This window comes from Nocardia higoensis (assembly GCF_015477835.1).
GTDB classification, from domain to species: Bacteria; Actinomycetota; Actinomycetes; order Mycobacteriales; family Mycobacteriaceae; genus Nocardia; species Nocardia higoensis_A.
Map to the genome: position 1 here is coordinate 41,488 of NZ_JADLQN010000003.1, position 16,163 is coordinate 57,650.

Annotated in this window: 10 protein-coding genes; 2 read left to right on the plus strand and 8 right to left on the minus strand. The window is 71.1% G+C overall.

The window, feature by feature from the left end; translation table 11 throughout:
* Positions 1-5 precede the first annotated feature (5 nt).
* The 8 genes from IU449_RS18115 to IU449_RS18150 form a co-directional block, all read right to left on the minus strand.
* On the minus strand, positions 6-1,178 hold the full coding sequence (locus tag IU449_RS18115) for an FAD-binding oxidoreductase (RefSeq protein ID WP_195003311.1): 1,173 nt from the start codon (positions 1,176-1,178) through the stop codon (positions 6-8).
* A 360-nt stretch (positions 1,179-1,538) separates the two neighbouring features.
* Entirely contained in the window at positions 1,539-1,934 is a 396-nt protein-coding gene (locus IU449_RS18120; RefSeq protein ID WP_067852289.1) for a heat shock protein transcriptional repressor HspR, read from the minus strand.
* On the minus strand, positions 1,934-3,097 hold the full coding sequence (gene dnaJ / locus IU449_RS18125; RefSeq protein WP_195003312.1) for a molecular chaperone DnaJ: 1,164 nt from the start codon (positions 3,095-3,097) through the stop codon (positions 1,934-1,936). Before dnaJ ends, IU449_RS18120 begins: the two co-directional genes overlap by 1 nt.
* Before the next feature lie 37 nt (positions 3,098-3,134).
* Positions 3,135-3,827, minus strand: coding sequence for a nucleotide exchange factor GrpE (gene grpE / locus IU449_RS18130; protein WP_324188308.1), 693 nt, complete (start codon positions 3,825-3,827; stop codon positions 3,135-3,137).
* Positions 3,824-5,668 carry a molecular chaperone DnaK gene (dnaK, locus tag IU449_RS18135; protein WP_195003313.1) on the minus strand — a complete coding sequence of 615 codons (1,845 nt, stop codon included), beginning with the start codon at positions 5,666-5,668 and terminating at the stop codon, positions 3,824-3,826. Before dnaK ends, grpE begins: the two co-directional genes overlap by 4 nt.
* Before the next feature lie 411 nt (positions 5,669-6,079).
* The gene (locus IU449_RS18140) at positions 6,080-7,609 is read right to left on the minus strand and encodes a dynamin family protein (RefSeq protein ID WP_195003314.1); all 1,530 of its coding nucleotides are present in this window, start codon (positions 7,607-7,609) and stop codon (positions 6,080-6,082) included.
* Positions 7,606-9,495 (minus strand): dynamin family protein, encoded by a 1,890-nt coding sequence (locus IU449_RS18145; protein WP_195003315.1) that lies wholly within the window; start codon positions 9,493-9,495, stop codon positions 7,606-7,608. Before IU449_RS18145 ends, IU449_RS18140 begins: the two co-directional genes overlap by 4 nt.
* Before the next feature lie 43 nt (positions 9,496-9,538).
* Positions 9,539-11,551, minus strand: coding sequence for an IniB N-terminal domain-containing protein (locus IU449_RS18150; RefSeq protein ID WP_195003316.1), 2,013 nt, complete (start codon positions 11,549-11,551; stop codon positions 9,539-9,541).
* Positions 11,552-11,881: 330 nt separating this feature from the next.
* Here IU449_RS18150 and IU449_RS18155 point away from each other — a divergent pair, with 330 nt between their 5' ends.
* Together IU449_RS18155 and IU449_RS18160 are read left to right on the plus strand one after the other, a co-directional pair.
* Complete coding sequence (locus IU449_RS18155; RefSeq protein WP_195003317.1) at positions 11,882-13,618, plus strand: Hsp70 family protein; 1,737 nt, start codon at positions 11,882-11,884, stop codon at positions 13,616-13,618.
* Entirely contained in the window at positions 13,557-16,136 is a 2,580-nt protein-coding gene (locus IU449_RS18160) for a LuxR C-terminal-related transcriptional regulator (RefSeq protein WP_324188309.1), read from the plus strand. The genes IU449_RS18155 and IU449_RS18160 overlap by 62 nt, the downstream gene beginning before the upstream one ends.
* Positions 16,137-16,163: the final 27 nt, after the last annotated feature.

Sequence of the window (16,163 nt, forward strand, 5' to 3'; positions counted from 1 at the left end):
CCGGCTCAGAACATCGGGTCGTGGCGGATGTCCTCGGCCCGCGCGCCGACCGACATGAGCCGGAACCGGGTGGTCTGCACCATCGACGGGGAGCCGGCGATCTGGATGTCGTGATCGGTCCACGGGCCCGCCTCCGCGACGAGCTTGCCGATCTGCCCGATCAGCCGGGGTTGTAAGCCCGGGAAATGTGGTTCCGGCTCGCCCGGGGCGCGGTAGAACCACCACGGGTTCTCCTCGCTCTCGGCGACCGGGGTGACGGTGAGCCAACCGTGCTCCGTCGCCAGCGCGTTCAGGATCTGTAGGTCGTAGAGATCGCACGGGTGGTGGCCGCCGACGAACAGGTGCACCTTGGGATTGCTGCGCCGCTGCGCCATCTCCAGCAACTGGGCGCGCAACGGGGCGATGCCGGTGCCGCAGCCGACCATCAGCATCTTGCGTCTGGCATTTCGCGCGACGCCGAGCGCACCGAGCGGGGAGCCGATCAGCCATTGGTCGCCGATCCGCGTCTGACTGATGATCGCCGGGCTCACCCAGCCACCCATGATGCCGCGAACGTGGAATTCGATCTCGCCCTGAGGATTCGACGGTACCGCCGGGGAAAGATATCGCCACATGCGCGGGCGCGAGGGAATCTGCACACTCATGTACTGGCCCGCGGCGTATTCCATCGGCTGATCGAGTCGGAGCCGGATGACCGACAGATTCCGCAGTACCGCTCTGTGTTCCACCACCCGGCCGGACCATACCGCTGGTGCGGACTCCTGTTCGGCGGCGCCGAGCATGGTGGTGGAGATGAGCTGGAGCCCTTCGTCCCAGGCACGGTCGACCTCGTCGGTCCACATCTCGGTGCCCGCGAACCGGCGCACCGCGGACTTCAGCGAGGTGGTCACGGCGACGTAGTGTTCGCCGCGGACCCCGTATTTGCGGTGGTCACGACCGAGCTGGGCGAGGAAGGGGATCAGCTCGTCCGGGTCCTCGAGCTGGTCGAGCGCGTAGGAGATGGCGTTGACCAGCCGGTCACGCTGCACGTCCATCGCGGCGGGGAAGAGATCGCGCACGGGGGGATGGTTGGCGAACAAGGTGGCGTAGAACGCCTTGGCCAGGCGCTCGTGCCCGTCCTCTTCCGCTGCCACCGCCTTGAAGGTAGTTCTGATCAAAGCGACGGTCCGCGAATCCATTGGCGCCACAACCTCATTTCGCATTCGAACACTGACAGCGTCGGCGAGTGCTGCGCTGCCGGGCTCGAAGTGCACGTGGTGCGGCGCACTCGACAGCAGCCGATAACACAAGGAGTGTAGGCGAGGGGGCTGGGCAACGGAACGATAACAAACGACAGCGCGCACCGAATTCCGCCGAAACATGAAAGGCGTGGAAATTCACGCCATATAACAGACCACGATCCCGATAGACTCCGTTTTTCCGGCAGACTGGTCGGCCCGGACCGTGGCAGCAGCCGTTCGGCTAATTTTGTGACCGCCCTGCGAACGACGAAGGGCCGGGGCGCGCGTTCGGCGCGGCCCCGGCCCTTTCGTCGACGTTCAGCGCTGGTGGCGGGGTTTCCAGACCACCAGCGCGGTGCTGCGCTGCGAGGGCGCGAGGTCGGGCCGGTAGCCCGCCCTGGCCCGCTCGAGCTCGGCTCGCAGTTCGGCGACCTCTTCCTGGAGGCGCTCGACCTGGTTGGTGAGCTCGATGATGCGTTTGATGCCCGCCAGATTGACGCCCTCGTCCTGGGACAGCCGCTGCACCTCGCGCAGCAGCTCGACGTCCCTGGCCGAGTACCGGCGCCCGCCGCCCGAAGTGCGCTGCGGCGTCACCAGCCCCAGCCGGTCATACGTGCGCAGTGTCTGCGCGTGCATGCCCGCCAGCTGGGCCGCGACCGAGATCATGAAGAACTCGGCTCGCGCCCCGGCGGACGCCTTCGGATCGTCGGACATCACGCACCTGCCCATCCCGCCCGCGGATCGAATCCGGCGGCCTTCTCCGCCTCACGATAACGCTCGAGCGCTTCGACGGCGGCGTCGTCCAGCTTCTGCGGCACCGCGACCTTGACGGTGACCAGCAGGTCACCGGCTCCGCCGCCGCGCTTGGGCACACCGCGCCCACGCACCCGAAGGGTCCGGCCGTCGGCGGTGCCCGGCGGCACCTTCACCCCGACGCGCCCCTCCAGGGTCGGCACCGACACCGTGGTGCCGAGAACCAGTTCGGCGTAACTGACCGGCAGGACCAGGGTCAGGTCGTCGCCGTTGCGGCCGAAGACCTTGTCCTGGCTGACGTGCACGGTCACGTACAGGTCGCCCGACGGCGCGCCCCGCAGGCCGGCTTCGCCCTGGCCCGCCAGCCGGATCTTCTGCCCGTCGCTGACGCCGGGCGGAATCCGCACCGTGATGGTGCGGGTCCGGTTCTGGATGCCGTTGCCATGGCAGTCCACGCACGGGTCGTCGATGATCGAACCGGTCCCCCGGCAGCCGTCGCAGGGTTCGCTGAACCCGAACGCGCCCTGGTTGCGGCTGATCGCACCGGTGCCGTTGCACAGCGGGCAGACCCGCGGACTGGTCCCCGGCTTCGCACCGCTGCCGTGGCAGGTGGTGCACGGCGAGGGACTGGTCATCCGCAGCGGGACGGTGACACCCTGTGCGGCTTCGCGGAATCCGAGAGTCGTCTCGGTCTCCACGTCGGACCCGCGGCGCGGCCTGCTGCCACCGGTGCGGGCGCCGCCTCGGTTGAACAGGCCGCCGAGCAGGTCGCCGAGCCCGCCGTCCCCCGCCGAACCACCGGCGCCGAAGATGTCGCCGAGGTTGAACTCCTGCGAGAAGCCGCCCGCCCCGCCGGGCGTGAACCCGCCGCGGGGGTAGCCGCCGCCGGCGAACAGCCTGCGGGTGTCGTCGTACTCCTTGCGCTTGGCCGGGTCGGAGAGCACCGCGTGGGCCTCGCTGACCGCTTTGAAGCGCTCCTCGGCCTTGGTGTCCCCCGGATTCGCGTCCGGATGCAGATCACGGGCGAGCTTGCGATACGCCTTCTTGATCTCGTCCTGCGAGGCGGAGGAGGAGACGCCGAGTTCCTTGTAGTAGTCCTTCTCGACCCACTCCCGTTGGCTCATCGGTCAGTCCCTCCTTCCGCTCGTCGCGCCGGATATGTCAATCCTTGTTCGCGGCATCTTCATCCGATGCCCCTGCTCCGTCCGACGCGACCTTCGCGGTCGCGTCCGCCACGCCATCGGTCACGCCGACCAGCGCGTGCCGCAGCACCCGCTCGCCGAACCGATAGCCCTTCCGCATGACCGTGCCGAGCACCTGATCGTGACCCGAACCCTCGTGCTGCACGGCCTCGTGCAGCGTCGGGTCGAAGGCGTCGCCCTCGGTGCCGAACTCCTCGAGCCCCTGCTTGCGCAGGGCCTCGACGAGCTTGTCGGCCACCGACTTCAACGGCCCGGACTCGAGGTCGCCGTGCGCGCGGGCCCGGTCCAGGTCGTCGAGGACACCGAGCAGTTCGGTGACCACGGCGGCCTTGGCGGCATCCACGGCGGCCTTGCGGTCCCGATCCACCCGACGCCGGTAATTGGCGTACTCGGCGGTCAGGCGCTGCAGGTCGGCGGTGCGCTCGGCGAGCTCACCGGAGACATCGCCCGCGGACATGCCCGCCTTGGACGTGTCTGCCACGGACTCGGCTTCGACCTCGACGACTTCGGCCTCCGGGGGCGCTGCGGTCGCGGCACCGTCGGCCGCCGGATCGGGCGCGGACTGCTCGTCCACGCCCGCCGTGCGGACCTCACCGGTCTCGGGGTCGATCTTGCGGTTGTCCACCACGGTGATCGGCTCCTTCTCGGTCACTTCTTCTCCGTGTCGACAGGCTCGTCCACGACCTCGGCATCGACGACCGAGTCGTCGGCCTGGCCGGTCGAGGAATCACCCGACGCGGCGGAGTCGGCGGACTGAGCGTCGTAGATCGCCTGGCCCAGCGCCTGCGACTCGGTGGCCAGCTTCTCCACGGCCGCCTTGACCGCGGCGATGTCGGTGCCCTTGAGGGCTTCCTTCGCCTCGCCGATGGCCGCCTCGACCTTGGCCTTCACGTCGGCGGGCACCTTGTCGGTGTTGTCGGCGATGAACTTCTCGGTCTGGTGGACCAGCGACTCGGCCTGGTTGCGGGTCTCGGCCTCCTCGCGGCGGGCCTTGTCCTCGGCCGCGTGCGCCTCGGCGTCCTTGACCATCCGGTCGATCTCCTCCTTGGACAGGCCGGAGCCGTCCTGGATCTTGATCGTGTTCTCCTTGCCGGTGCCCTTGTCCTTGGCGGTCACGTGCACGATGCCGTTGGCGTCGATGTCGAAGGTGACCTCGATCTGCGGCACGCCACGCGGGGCCGGCGGGATCCCGGTGAGCTCGAAGGAGCCGAGCAGCTTGTTGTGCGCGGCGATCTCGCGCTCACCCTGGAAGACCTGGATCTGCACCGAGGGCTGGTTGTCGTCGGCGGTGGTGAAGGTCTCCGAGCGCTTGGTCGGGATGGTGGTGTTGCGCTCGATGAGCTTGGTCATCACGCCGCCCTTGGTCTCGATACCCAGCGACAGCGGGGTGACATCGAGCAGCAGGACGTCCTTGACCTCGCCCTTGAGGACACCGGCCTGAAGCGCGGCGCCGACGGCGACCACTTCGTCGGGGTTGACGCCCTTGTTGGGCTCCTTGCCGCCGGTCAGCTCACGCACCAGGTCGGAGACGGCGGGCATACGGGTCGAACCACCGACGAGGACGACGTGGTCGATGTCGGCGACCTTGATGCCCGCGTCCTTGACGACCTGCTGGAACGGCGCGCGGGTGCGGTCGAGAAGATCGGAGGTGATCTTCTGGAACTCGGCGCGGGTCAGCTGCTCGTCGAGGAACAGCGGGTTCTTGTCCGCGTCGACGGTGATGTAGGGCAGGTTGATCGAGGTGCTCTGCGAGGAGCTCAGCTCGATCTTCGCCTTCTCGGCGGCCTCGCGCAGGCGCTGCAGGGCCATCTTGTCCTTGGTCAGGTCGATACCCGAGCTCGCCTTGAACTTCTCCACCAGCCAGTCGACCACGCGCTGATCCCAGTCGTCACCACCGAGGTGGTTGTCACCGGAGGTCGCGCGTACTTCGACGACGCCCTCGCCGATCTCGAGCAGCGAGACGTCGAAGGTGCCGCCACCGAGGTCGAAGACCAGGATGGTCTGCTCCTTGTCGCCCTTGTCCAGACCGTAGGCCAGCGCGGCCGCGGTCGGCTCGTTGACGATGCGCAGCACGTTCAGGCCGGCGATCTGGCCGGCTTCCTTGGTGGCCTGACGCTGGGAGTCCTCGAAGTAGGCCGGGACGGTGATGACCGCGTCGGTGATCTCCTCACCGAGGTAGGCCTCGGCGTCGCGCTTGAGCTTCATCAGCGTGCGCGCGCTGATCTCCTGCGGGGTGTACTTCTTGCCGTCGATCTCCACCGACCAGTCGGTGCCGATGTGACGCTTGACCGACCGGATGGTCCGGTCGACGTTGGTGACCGCCTGGTTCTTGGCGGGCTGGCCGACCAGCACTTCGCCGTTCTTCGCGAACGCCACGATGGAGGGCGTGGTACGCGAACCCTCGGAGTTGGCGACGACGACCGGTTCACCACCTTCGAGAACGGCGACGACCGAGTTCGTGGTCCCGAGGTCGATTCCGACCGCACGAGCCATGGGTGTTTCCTCCTCTTGGTTTGCCCCGCGACTGGTCAGCCGCTTCGGCGTCTTACTCACTTCAACACTGAGCGGGGTCGGCTCAATCTTGCACCCGGTCTCCCCCGGCGTCAACTACAAGTTGAGTTGCTTACGCTCAAGTCTTACGGTGAGCACAACCGACCGCCCAGCGGATCTATTCCACGACGGGGCAAAATACTTTTTCGGCCCTCTCGCTCCCTGTGGTCTACCCAGGTCCGGGCGACGATCACCGACCACCCGCAGGCTCTCCGGCGAATTCGCGGTCGACGCCGAGGTGAACGCGTCCCACGACGCGCTCGGAGCACCACGGACGACTCGCCCGCTGACCCGCCCCCGGCCGCACCGAAGCGGTCGGGCTGTGGGATCCGGGCGACGCGCTCGGCGGGCAGGTCAGCGCTCGGGCCGGAGCATCGGGAGGATGCCTTCCGCGCTGCGGGCGGCGGTCAGGCACGCGGCGCGGGTGCGGCCGTCGGCCAGCGGATGCGACGCGCGGTCCCGCCACTTGCGCACCAGCTCGGCAGCGCGCCCTCGCACCACCGCGGCGGGCGCGGTGGCGGGCAGCCCCAGCCGCAGATGCGGCGCGACCCCGGCACCGCCGAGCAGGCCGTGTAGTTCGGCCAGGTCGTCCGGTGGCAGCGGGAGTTCTCCGGCACGCAGGCGGCTCAACAGGCGCAGTTCGGCGAAACCGTGCACATCGGCGAGCAGAGTGCGCACCCTGGGCAGCAGTGCGTCGGCGGCGGTGCCGGGGCACGCGGTGAGGACACCGGCGAGCGCGGTGAGCGCGGAGTGCGCCTTGAGTTGATCGGCGCGCTGGGCGAACTGGACGTCGAGGACCGCCCGCAACTCCTCGATTCCGCTGCGGTCGGCCAATTCGGCGGCGAGCGTGGCGGAATCGCGCACGCCGAGCCGGATGAGCGTGACCGCCATGCGGATTCCGAACAGGCCGAACCGCGTCGCCAGCCCGGCCCGCACCCGCGGGTCGACGGGCAGCGCGAGATCGGGGCGAACGAACCGGTCCGCCGAGAGCAGGGCCGTCCCCAGTTCTTCGGCGGGCACGGCGGCCAGCGCCTGGAAGGCGATGAACTCCTGTTCGCGCAGCGTCGCGGCGGCGAAGGCCAGCAGGCCCGCCACCGGGATCACCGCCTGGCACAGTCCGGTGCGCTCCAGCTCGCCCGCGAATCGAGCGGCCACGTCCCGGGCGGAGTGCAGCGCGTCGAGACCGCCCGCGCCGAGCTCGTCGGCCCGCGAGACCACCCCGATGACGCCGAGCGGACCGGCCGCGGAGCCGCTGCCCGCGCCGACCCGCTCCAGGAAATCGAGATCGCTGGTGTCGAGGCGACGCAGCAGGTAGACGATCGCGTCGGCGCCGGGGACGTGGACCTGATCGCCGTCGTCCTCCGCGGCCGGAGTCAACAGCCGGGCGGTGCGCCGCGAGACCTCCCGCGACAGCGACGACGTGCCGGGGGTGTCGATGAGCGTGGTGCGCGCCAGCGTCGCCGCGGGCCACCGCACCTCGAGGTGGTCCACCTCGTGCGGGCCGGACCGATTCCAGGCGGGCGTGGCGATATCGAAGGTCAGTCCGCCACTGCCGCGCCGGACCGCCACATCCGCGGTCGCGCCGTCGGGGGCGACCGCGGTGACGCCGGGCAGGGAGCCGTGGCGGTACCAGGTGACGAGCCTCGTGCACTCGGTCGCGTCGGTCGGGGCGATGTCCTGGCCGACGAGCGAATTCAGCAAGGTGGATTTGCCCGCCTTGATCGACCCCGCCAGCGCCACCCGCAGCGGCTGGTCGAGCCGCCGCGCGCACTCGGCGAGCAAGGCGCGCGGGCGCGGTCGATCGGCGAAGGACTGCCCGGCCAGGGCGATGAGTCGATGGGCCTCGCCGACGATTCCCGGCGCGGGCTGCGTGGCGGCTCTCACCGGGCGACCGCCCCGGTGTCGCCGCGATCCGCCACGTCCGCGCCCGCCGTGTGGTCGTGGGCACCGGATTGCCGCGAGTGCCCCATCAGCTCGGCGTATCCGCGCAATTCGCCCACCACGCGCAGTTGGCGTTCGAGTTCCTCGCAGCGGGCGGCGCGGCGCGACGATTCCATGGAGGCGGCGTCCTGGGCGGCGCGCAGGGAGTCGTCGATGGAGCGGAGGCTGCGGTCCGCGACGCCCGCGTAGTGGTCGCGCAGGCCGCGGTGGATGCGGTGCAGCCGGTCCTTGGACTCCTTGCCCGCCTGGAACGCCACGTCGTCGACGAAGCGGCGCACCGCGGTCTTGGCCTCGGCTCGTCGGCGCGCCAGTCGGGCCTGCTTGTCGTCACGGAAGGCCTTGCCGCCCACCAGTACTCCGGCGCCGAGGGAGATCGGGTTGAACATGGCCAGTCCGGCGAAGGTACTGGCCAGGCCGACCATCAGCACACCACCGTAGGAGCCGCGCATGCCGACCAGCAGCTTGCTGCCCAAGCCGATGTCGGGTTCCAGCTCGCCGAGGGTCGCGGCCGCGACCGCGCCGCTCTCACCGCCGACACCGTGGCGCACGTCCGGTAATTCGACCGTGCCACCGTGGGCGAAGTGCTCGGCGACGCGGCCGGCCAACGCGGTCGCGCGTTTGTGGGTCCACAGCAGATTCTCGCCGAGCGCGGTGTCCACGGCATCGGTGAGCCATTCGGCGATCAGTGCCCAATGCCTGCCGGGGTCGTGGTCGTCGATCCACTCCTCGCCGGTTCTGGCGATGCCGCGCAGGCGATCGCGCAGGTCGTGGTCGACGTCGCCCGCCAGGTCGGTGATGCCGTCGGCGAGAGTCTGCTGCCAGGCGGCGGTGCGACGGTGCAGATCCTCGGCGGCGACCTTGGCCGAGCGCAGTTCCGCGATCGCGGCCGCGCCCTGCTCGGGGTCGCGGAGGGCGAGCAACTCGCTGCCCAGCGCGAGTGCGAGATGCTCGGCCGCGGAGTGGATGTCGCGGGCCAGTGCGGCACGGCTCGCGCTGAGATCTCGCGCGACCACCTGCTCACGCAGAAACCGGTACAGCTCGCCGTAGCCGGACTCCAGCCCCAGTTGCCTGTCCTGGGTGCGCATCGCGTGCGCGCGCAACAAAGCCGAGACCGGCACGATCGGCACGTCGAGGCCGGCGCGTTCGAGATGAGCCAGGTCCGCGTCGCGCACCTGACGCCAGTGCGGATACAGGTCGGTCTTGGTGAGCACCAGCGCCACCGCCGGGCACAACTCGCGGACCTGGCGCAGGAAGCCGAGTTCGGGTTCGGTCAGCTCGGTGGAGGCGTCGGAGAGCACCAGCACCGCGTCGGCGGAGGGCACCATGGCGAGCACGGTGGTCGCGCCCGCGCCCGCCCGGCCGCCCACACCGGGCGTATCGACCAGGACGATTCCGTCGTCGAGCAGCGCATTGGGCAGCCGCAACTCCAGACGCGCGACCCGCCTGCCCTCGGCGAGCGGCGTACGTTCGCCGAGTTCGGCGAGGTGATCCAGCGGCACGGGCACCCGGTGTTCCCGGCCGTCGCCCGGATCGAGGCAGACGAGTTCGGCGCATGCCGCCGGCCCAGCGGCCAGCACGGCCGGGACGGTGGTCGTGGCGTCGTCGCCGACCGGGCAGACATCGGCGTTCAGCAGCGCATTGACGAACCGGCTCTTGCCCTGCCCGAGCAGCCCCGCCACCACGATCCGTCGCCGCGGATCACGCAGCCGTTCGCTCGCCGCCGCCAATCGCGCCACCAGATCCGTGCGCCCGGCGGCCCGCGCCACCGCGACGGTCTCGGCGAGTACCGGCAGCAACGGTACGGCTCGGGGCTGGGTGATACTCGCCATCGCTCGTGCAGACCTTCCGGGAGATGCGCTGAATTCTGTTGCCTCAGTAGGTGAAACCGTCGCCGGTCAGGTCGGCGGCGGCACCTGCCTGCACACCGGAATCGGCCGTGCCGAACAGTCCGGCCTCACCCGATCCGGTGATCGAGCCACCCAGACCCGAACCGAACGCGCTCGACACGTCGACCGCCGACCAGGTGCCCGCCGCCCCGGACGCGCCGGAATCGAATCCCGCGCCCAGCCCCGCCTCCGCCGAACCGGCCGTCGAGCCACCGTAACCCGCGGTGGCGTCGACCGTGCCGGAGATCGACCCGCCCAGCGCACCGGAGGAATCCACCGCCCCCGTCGCACCGCCTGCCCACGCGCCGGTCGTTTCCGCGCCACCGGACAGCGCGCCCGAGAGACCGGTCTCGACAGCAGCCGTCACACCACCGCCGAACGCGGCACCCGCATCGGTCACGGCCAGGCCGGAGTCCGGTCCCGCTCCCGCTCCCAGAGCGGTTTCCCACCCGGCGCTCAGGCCGGTCTCCCACCCGGCCTCCAGTCCCGACTCCAACCCGGCCCCCAGTCCCGACTCCAACCCGGCCCCTGAACCGGCACCGAGACCGGCGGCGGCATCGATGGCGCCATCCAGCTCGCCGGAGAGATCTGCTGATCCCCCGGCAGTCCCGGTCAGACCGGTCTCCACCCCGGCGTCCACGGCACCATCCCATGCGGCGCCGATTCCGCCGCTGCTGGTCAGCCCACCGCCGAGACCCGAAACGAGACCACCTCCGACAAGGCCGTCCAGCCCGCCGCCGACACCGCCGTCCATCGAACCGGGCGACTCGCCACCGGCTCCCAGGACAGCACCCAGCCCCGCCGTCACGCTCGTCTCCAAGCCGCTGACAACCTGCGCGCCCGCGCTCACATCGAGTCCTGTCCCGATGCCCGCGGCGGCGTCCAACGCGCCGCCGAGACCGGCCGACACGTCTCCGACCACGCTGTCGCGCACCGCACCCACACCCGCTGTCAGGCCGCCGTCGGCACCGAGCACACCATCGGCGTCCACGGCCAGATCACCGACTGCGCCCACCGCACCGTTCACACCGGCCGCCAGATCACCGCCGATTCCCAGCCCGCCACCGATACCAGCCGTCACATCACCGACAGCACCCACCGCACCGTTCAGACCCGCACCAACACCCCCGACCAGATCGGCACCCACGCCCACGCCACCACCGAGACCAGCGGCCAGATCACCGACGGCGCCCACCGCACCGTTCACGCCGGCGGCCAGATCACCGCCGATTCCCAGCCCGCCACCGATACCAGCGGTCACATCACCGACGGCACCCACCGCACCGTTCAGAGCCGCACCTACACCCGCGGCGAGACCTGCACCCGCGCTCGCCACGCCGCCGAGAGCCCCAGTCATGTCACCCACAGCGCCGACCACACCGTTCACACCGGCACCGATACTTGCCGCCAAGTCCGCGCCTCCTCTCAGAGCGCCGCCGAGACCAGCGGTCAGATCACTCACCGCGCCCACCGCACCGTTCACACCGGCCCCCACACCGCCCGCGAGACCGGCACCCGCCTCGACGCCGGTGCCGATCGCCGCGCCGAGGCCGAGGCCGAGGTCCAGGCCGGTGCCGATGTCGAGACCTCCGTCCGAGCCGAGGCCCACACCGATGTCCAGACCCGCTCCGGCGTCCGCGCCGAGATTCAAACCCAGGTCGGCGGCGACGCCGGTGGCGACGTCGATGCCCGCGTCCGCGGCTGCGCCCGCTACCGCTGCGCCGGTGGCCACAGCCGTGGTGGCGCCGCCTGCGGCAGTGCCGGCGCCGCCTGCGGCAGTACCGGCGCCGCCTGCGGCGACGATGGCCGAGAGTTGCGAGCCGCCGCTGACCAGTGCCGATTCGGCGACCATCGGAGCCACGGCGGCGATGTCCTCGGCCGAGACCTCGGCCAGGCCCGCGGCGGTGAGGGCGGCCTGGGGGTCGGCGCAGTAGCCGGTGGCGGCCTCACGGTCGCGCAGCAGGCCGAGGATGAACTCGAGAATGGCGTTGGGAGTCATTCGGATCGTCTCCTGGGAATGGGCGGGGCCGAAGCGTTCCGCGCTCGTTGGAATACCTGTCACGCTAGGTAGCCGAAGCGTTACGGCGTAACGGGGAAGACCCCCGAGATCCGGCTTTCGAACGCATTAGGGGGTCGTGTCGCGTTAGGGGAATTTCCCCCAAAATTCCCGGGGTGAGTAACGGCTGGGCGTCAGCAACCGAAAGAGAGGCAGGTTCGGTCGGCCCCTCGGGCCGCACCGCAGCAAGGCAACGGCGCCGCCCCGCGCTCAGCGGGACATCGCCGCACCCCGCGATCCCCAGCGGATCACCCAGTCTCCGAAGAGGTTCCTATGACAGAGCTTCAGGCGCTCGGCATCACCATCGGGTCGGCCGGGTCGGTCGCGATCGCGGACACGGTCACGGGGGGCGATGCGGTGAGCGGCGGCCTCGTGCTGACCCATCGCAGCGGGTTACGCGTGAACCGCACGGGCGGTATCGATTTCGCCGACGCCGGGCAGCCGCGAGCCGACGATGTTGTGCTGGAAGGCTTTCTGTCCCGAGTCGGTGACCCGGTGGACATCCTGGCCGACGACGGTTCCCGGCATGCCGCCCACGATCTGGTGGCCACCGCGGTCGCGTGCTTGATCGACGAGGCCGCTGCCGCCACCGGGAATCGGCCGGCGGCAGCGGTTCTCTGTCATCCCGTCTGGTGGTCGGCGCACACCGTCGAACTGCAGCGCGCGGCGTTCGCCGACGCCGTCACCGAGGTGACGCTGATGCCCGAACCGCTCGCGGCGGCCCGCTGGCTGGAGAGCGCGCACGGAGCGCTCGCCGACGCGGCGATCGTCGTCCTCGATCTCGGCGCGACCGGAACGAGCGCGACGGTCGTGCGCACCGGATCACAATCGGCCGTACTGGCGACCGCCCGCACCGAGGACGCGGCGGGCGACGAATTCGACCTGCTGACCATGCGCTACGTATTGGCAAACGCACTCGGCGACAGGGATATCGATCCGTTCGATCCGGCCACCGAGCGCAGGCTCGCGCTATTGCGCGAAAATTGCCGCGCCGCAAAGGAAATTCTGTCCGGAAATACCGCGACGACGGTTCGGTTTCCCCTGGACGGCTCGGCTGCTCGCATTCGACTGGTGCGCAACGAACTCGAGGAACTGCTACGCGGGCGTCTGCTGACCTGCCTCGATCTGGTCCGCGATGTGGTGCACCGGGCGGGACTCGGGCCCGGTGATCTCGACCGGGTGCTGCTCACCGGCGGCGGCGCAACGATTCCTCTGGTCACCGAGCTGATATCGGGCGAGTTCGGCCTCCCCGTGGTCGCCGCCCCGCAGCCTGCGCACACCGCGGCCAGGGGGGCGGCCGTCGTCGCCGCCGACCTCCTCGCCCACACCGTGCCCGACACTCTCGCGGCGGCCGACACCGCGGAAATCGCTGTCGCTGCGACAGGCACCGCCGCCCCCGTGCTTCCCCGCACCCCTCGGCCCCGCAGGCTCGGCAGCGGACAGCGCGCCGGAGTCCTCGCCGCCGCCGTCGCCGCCCTCGCCCTGCTCGCCACGGGCACTGTCGCCGTCGGCCCGGGACTGCCCAGCGAGGCCGCCACCCCCGCCTCGTCCGAACAGACCACCGTGCCGCCGGCTTCTGGCGCAACCGCCCCCGTGCCACCCGCTGCCGCGAACGTCCAGGACATTTCTGGTCCCGGGGCCGGTGACACGCCGGCCGCCGGCCGCCCGGAAACACCCGCGCGCTCCGATTCGCCGGCGGTGCAACCGGGGTCACCATCGGCCACCGCGCTACCCGGCGCGGGACTGCCCGCCCCTGGCGTCCCCGCGGGTGCACAAGCCCCCGCCGACACGGCTGTCCCCGCACCCCAGCCCGCCCCCTCGCCCGGTGGCGGCTACACGCCACCGCCCGCCCCGTCCGTCGACGGCCTCGGCGACACCGTCGGCGACACTCTCGGTGGAGTGGTCGGGGGCGTGGGCGAGGGCGTCGGCAAGGTCGGCGAAGGAGTCGGTGAACTGGGCGAAGGCATCGGCGACGGCGTCGGCGGCGTGCTCGGGGGCCTCGGTGGCTGAGATCGCGATCGATTCCATGCCCTACGTCCGCGAGATCCTGCGCGACCTCGACGACCGCGAGGCACAACCGGTCACCTGCCTGATCCGGGGGCGCTCCGGCACCGGCAAGTCGACGCTGCTCACGCTGATCCGATCCAGGCTGCGTGGCGGCGGCATCGGCATCCAGGACCGGGCCGGGTCGGCTCGCGACGGCTCCCCGCGCGATTCCCGCGACGATGACGCGGCATTGATCGTGGACAACGCCCACACGCTGGGCGCGGAGGAACTGGACGCGTTGCGCGCCGAGGTCGAGGCGGGCGATCGTACGGTGATCGTGGCGATGCAGCCGCGCCCGCACGATCCGCGCCTGCGGGCGCTGACCGAGACGATGGCACAGGCAGGCCGAGTGCTCGACCTGCGACCGCTCGGGGTCAACGAGCTGCTGCCCTTCGCCAGGGAACTCGGCATGATGGTGCCGCGCCCGGTGGTCCAGCGCATTTATCAGCAGACCGGCGGCATCCGCGGCGGGGTCGTGGCGGCACTGTCGGCGGCCTGCTCGGCCCGGCTGGACGCGAGCATGCGCGCGGTCGACGAGGCGGTCGCGACTTGGGCCCGCACCCAGCTGGAGAGCCTCGAACCCGACCTGCTGGAAGTCCTCGCCGTAGCCATCACCGGTTCCGGTCTCGACGCGGGCGAACTGACCGACGTGCTCGCGGTGCGCGCCGACGACGCCCGTTCGCTCATCGACCGGGCGCGGGCCACCGCCCTGGTGACCGACGCCGATCTGCTGCTCGAACCCGCCCTGTCACCGCTGCGCACCATGCTCGGCGACCGCCGGTTCGTGGCCGTGCAGCGCAGCCTGCTGGCCACCCGGCTGGAGTCCGGGTTGCTGCGTGACAACACCGCGCTGATGCTCGCCGAATCCGGCGTGCGCGATCCACGGCTGGCCGGCTTCCTCACCGAGGCCGCCGAACGCCACGGCGATTCCGCCGTGCGTTACTACGCCGCCGCCACGGCCGCGGGCGCCGACCCGGCGCGTCTGGCGTTGCGCTGGGCCGAGGCCGCCGCCCTCGCCGGCGACGGCGAGACCGCGATGCGCTTGGCCGAGCCGGTGCTCGCCGACCCCGACGCGACCGCCGACGACCTGGCCGCGGCGGTGCGGATCTGTGCGGGCGTGCTGACCCGGCGTGGTCTGGCGGGCCGAGCGGCCAAGCTGTATCGCTGGCTCGGCGCGGATCGAGTGGGCCCGGACTGGGCGGTGGGTGCCACGGTGCTGAATCTGACCGGCGACCCCGCCGGAGCGCACGGACTGTCCTCGACCGCGGGACAGTGGCCGCCCACCGAGGCGGGCGAGCACGCCCGGATCATCGCGACCGCCCTCGGCGGCAGCCTCGACGGTTCCGAGTCCGACAGCGCGACAGCCATTTCCGCGCTCATCCAGACCGTGCACGCCGACGCGGGGATCGCCCGGTTCCTGCCGTGCGGCGCGCTGCCGGTCGCGACCCTGCTGAGCCTGAGCTGCGGGCAACCGCGCCGGGCGGGCGACGCGCTGCGCCGGGCGGCGGCTTCCGGACTGCGCACCCCCCAGCTGACCGTGCTCGCCGCCTGGACAGCCATGCTCGGCGGCAACGAGAAAGCCGCCGCACGCACGCTGGCCTCGGCGGATTTCGCCCGTCTGGACCGGCGCGACCAGTTGCTCGCCCACGGCGCCGCTGTCGGGCTGGCCCGGCGTGCCGGTGACCACACCGCCTTGACCCGTGCGTGGCACGCCGCCTGCCCGCTGTTCGACGACGTGGACGCCGACCTGCTCACCGTCCTGCCCGTCGGCGAACTGCTGCTCGCCGGTATCCGGCTGCGCGACGAAACGCGGGTCCATCCCCTGGTGGAGGCGACCGAGATACTGCTGCGCCGCCAGGGCAGTCCGCCCGCGTGGTCCAACGCCTTCCACTGGTACGGGGTGCAGGCCGCGATCGCCCGCGAGCGTCCCGACGAACTGCTGCCGCCCGCGCACGCGCTCAAACAGGCCGCCGAGGCGGGTGACCGACACGCCGCCGTGCTCGCCGACGCGGGCCGCACCTGGGTGCTCGTCCTGCGTGGCGAAGCCGACCTGCCGTCGGTGACGGCGGCGGTCGCCGGGCTGTCCGGAGCGGGCCTGGTCTGGGACGCCGCCCGGCTGGCCAGCGAAGCCGCGCTCACGGCCCCGGACTCCGCGACCGCGACCGCACTGCTGAAACTGGCGCGCACTGTGCGCACCCGGGCCCGACCCCAGGAACCGGCCGCCCAGGCCCCCGCCACCCGATCGGCGCGAGCGACCCGTTCCGCCGAGGCCGAGCCCGCTGTGCTCAGCGACCGGGAACGCGAAGTCGCCGAACTCGTCCTGCTCGGGCTGACCTACCGCGAGATCGGCGCGCGACTCTACATCTCGGCCAAGACCGTGGAGCACCATGTGGCCAGGATCAGGCGTCGAATCGGTGCCGGATCGCGATCGGAGTTATTGTCGATGCTCCGCGCCATGGGCCACGGGTCGTTGCTCGTGTGAGTACCGCGCGCGCCGATCTACGCCGAA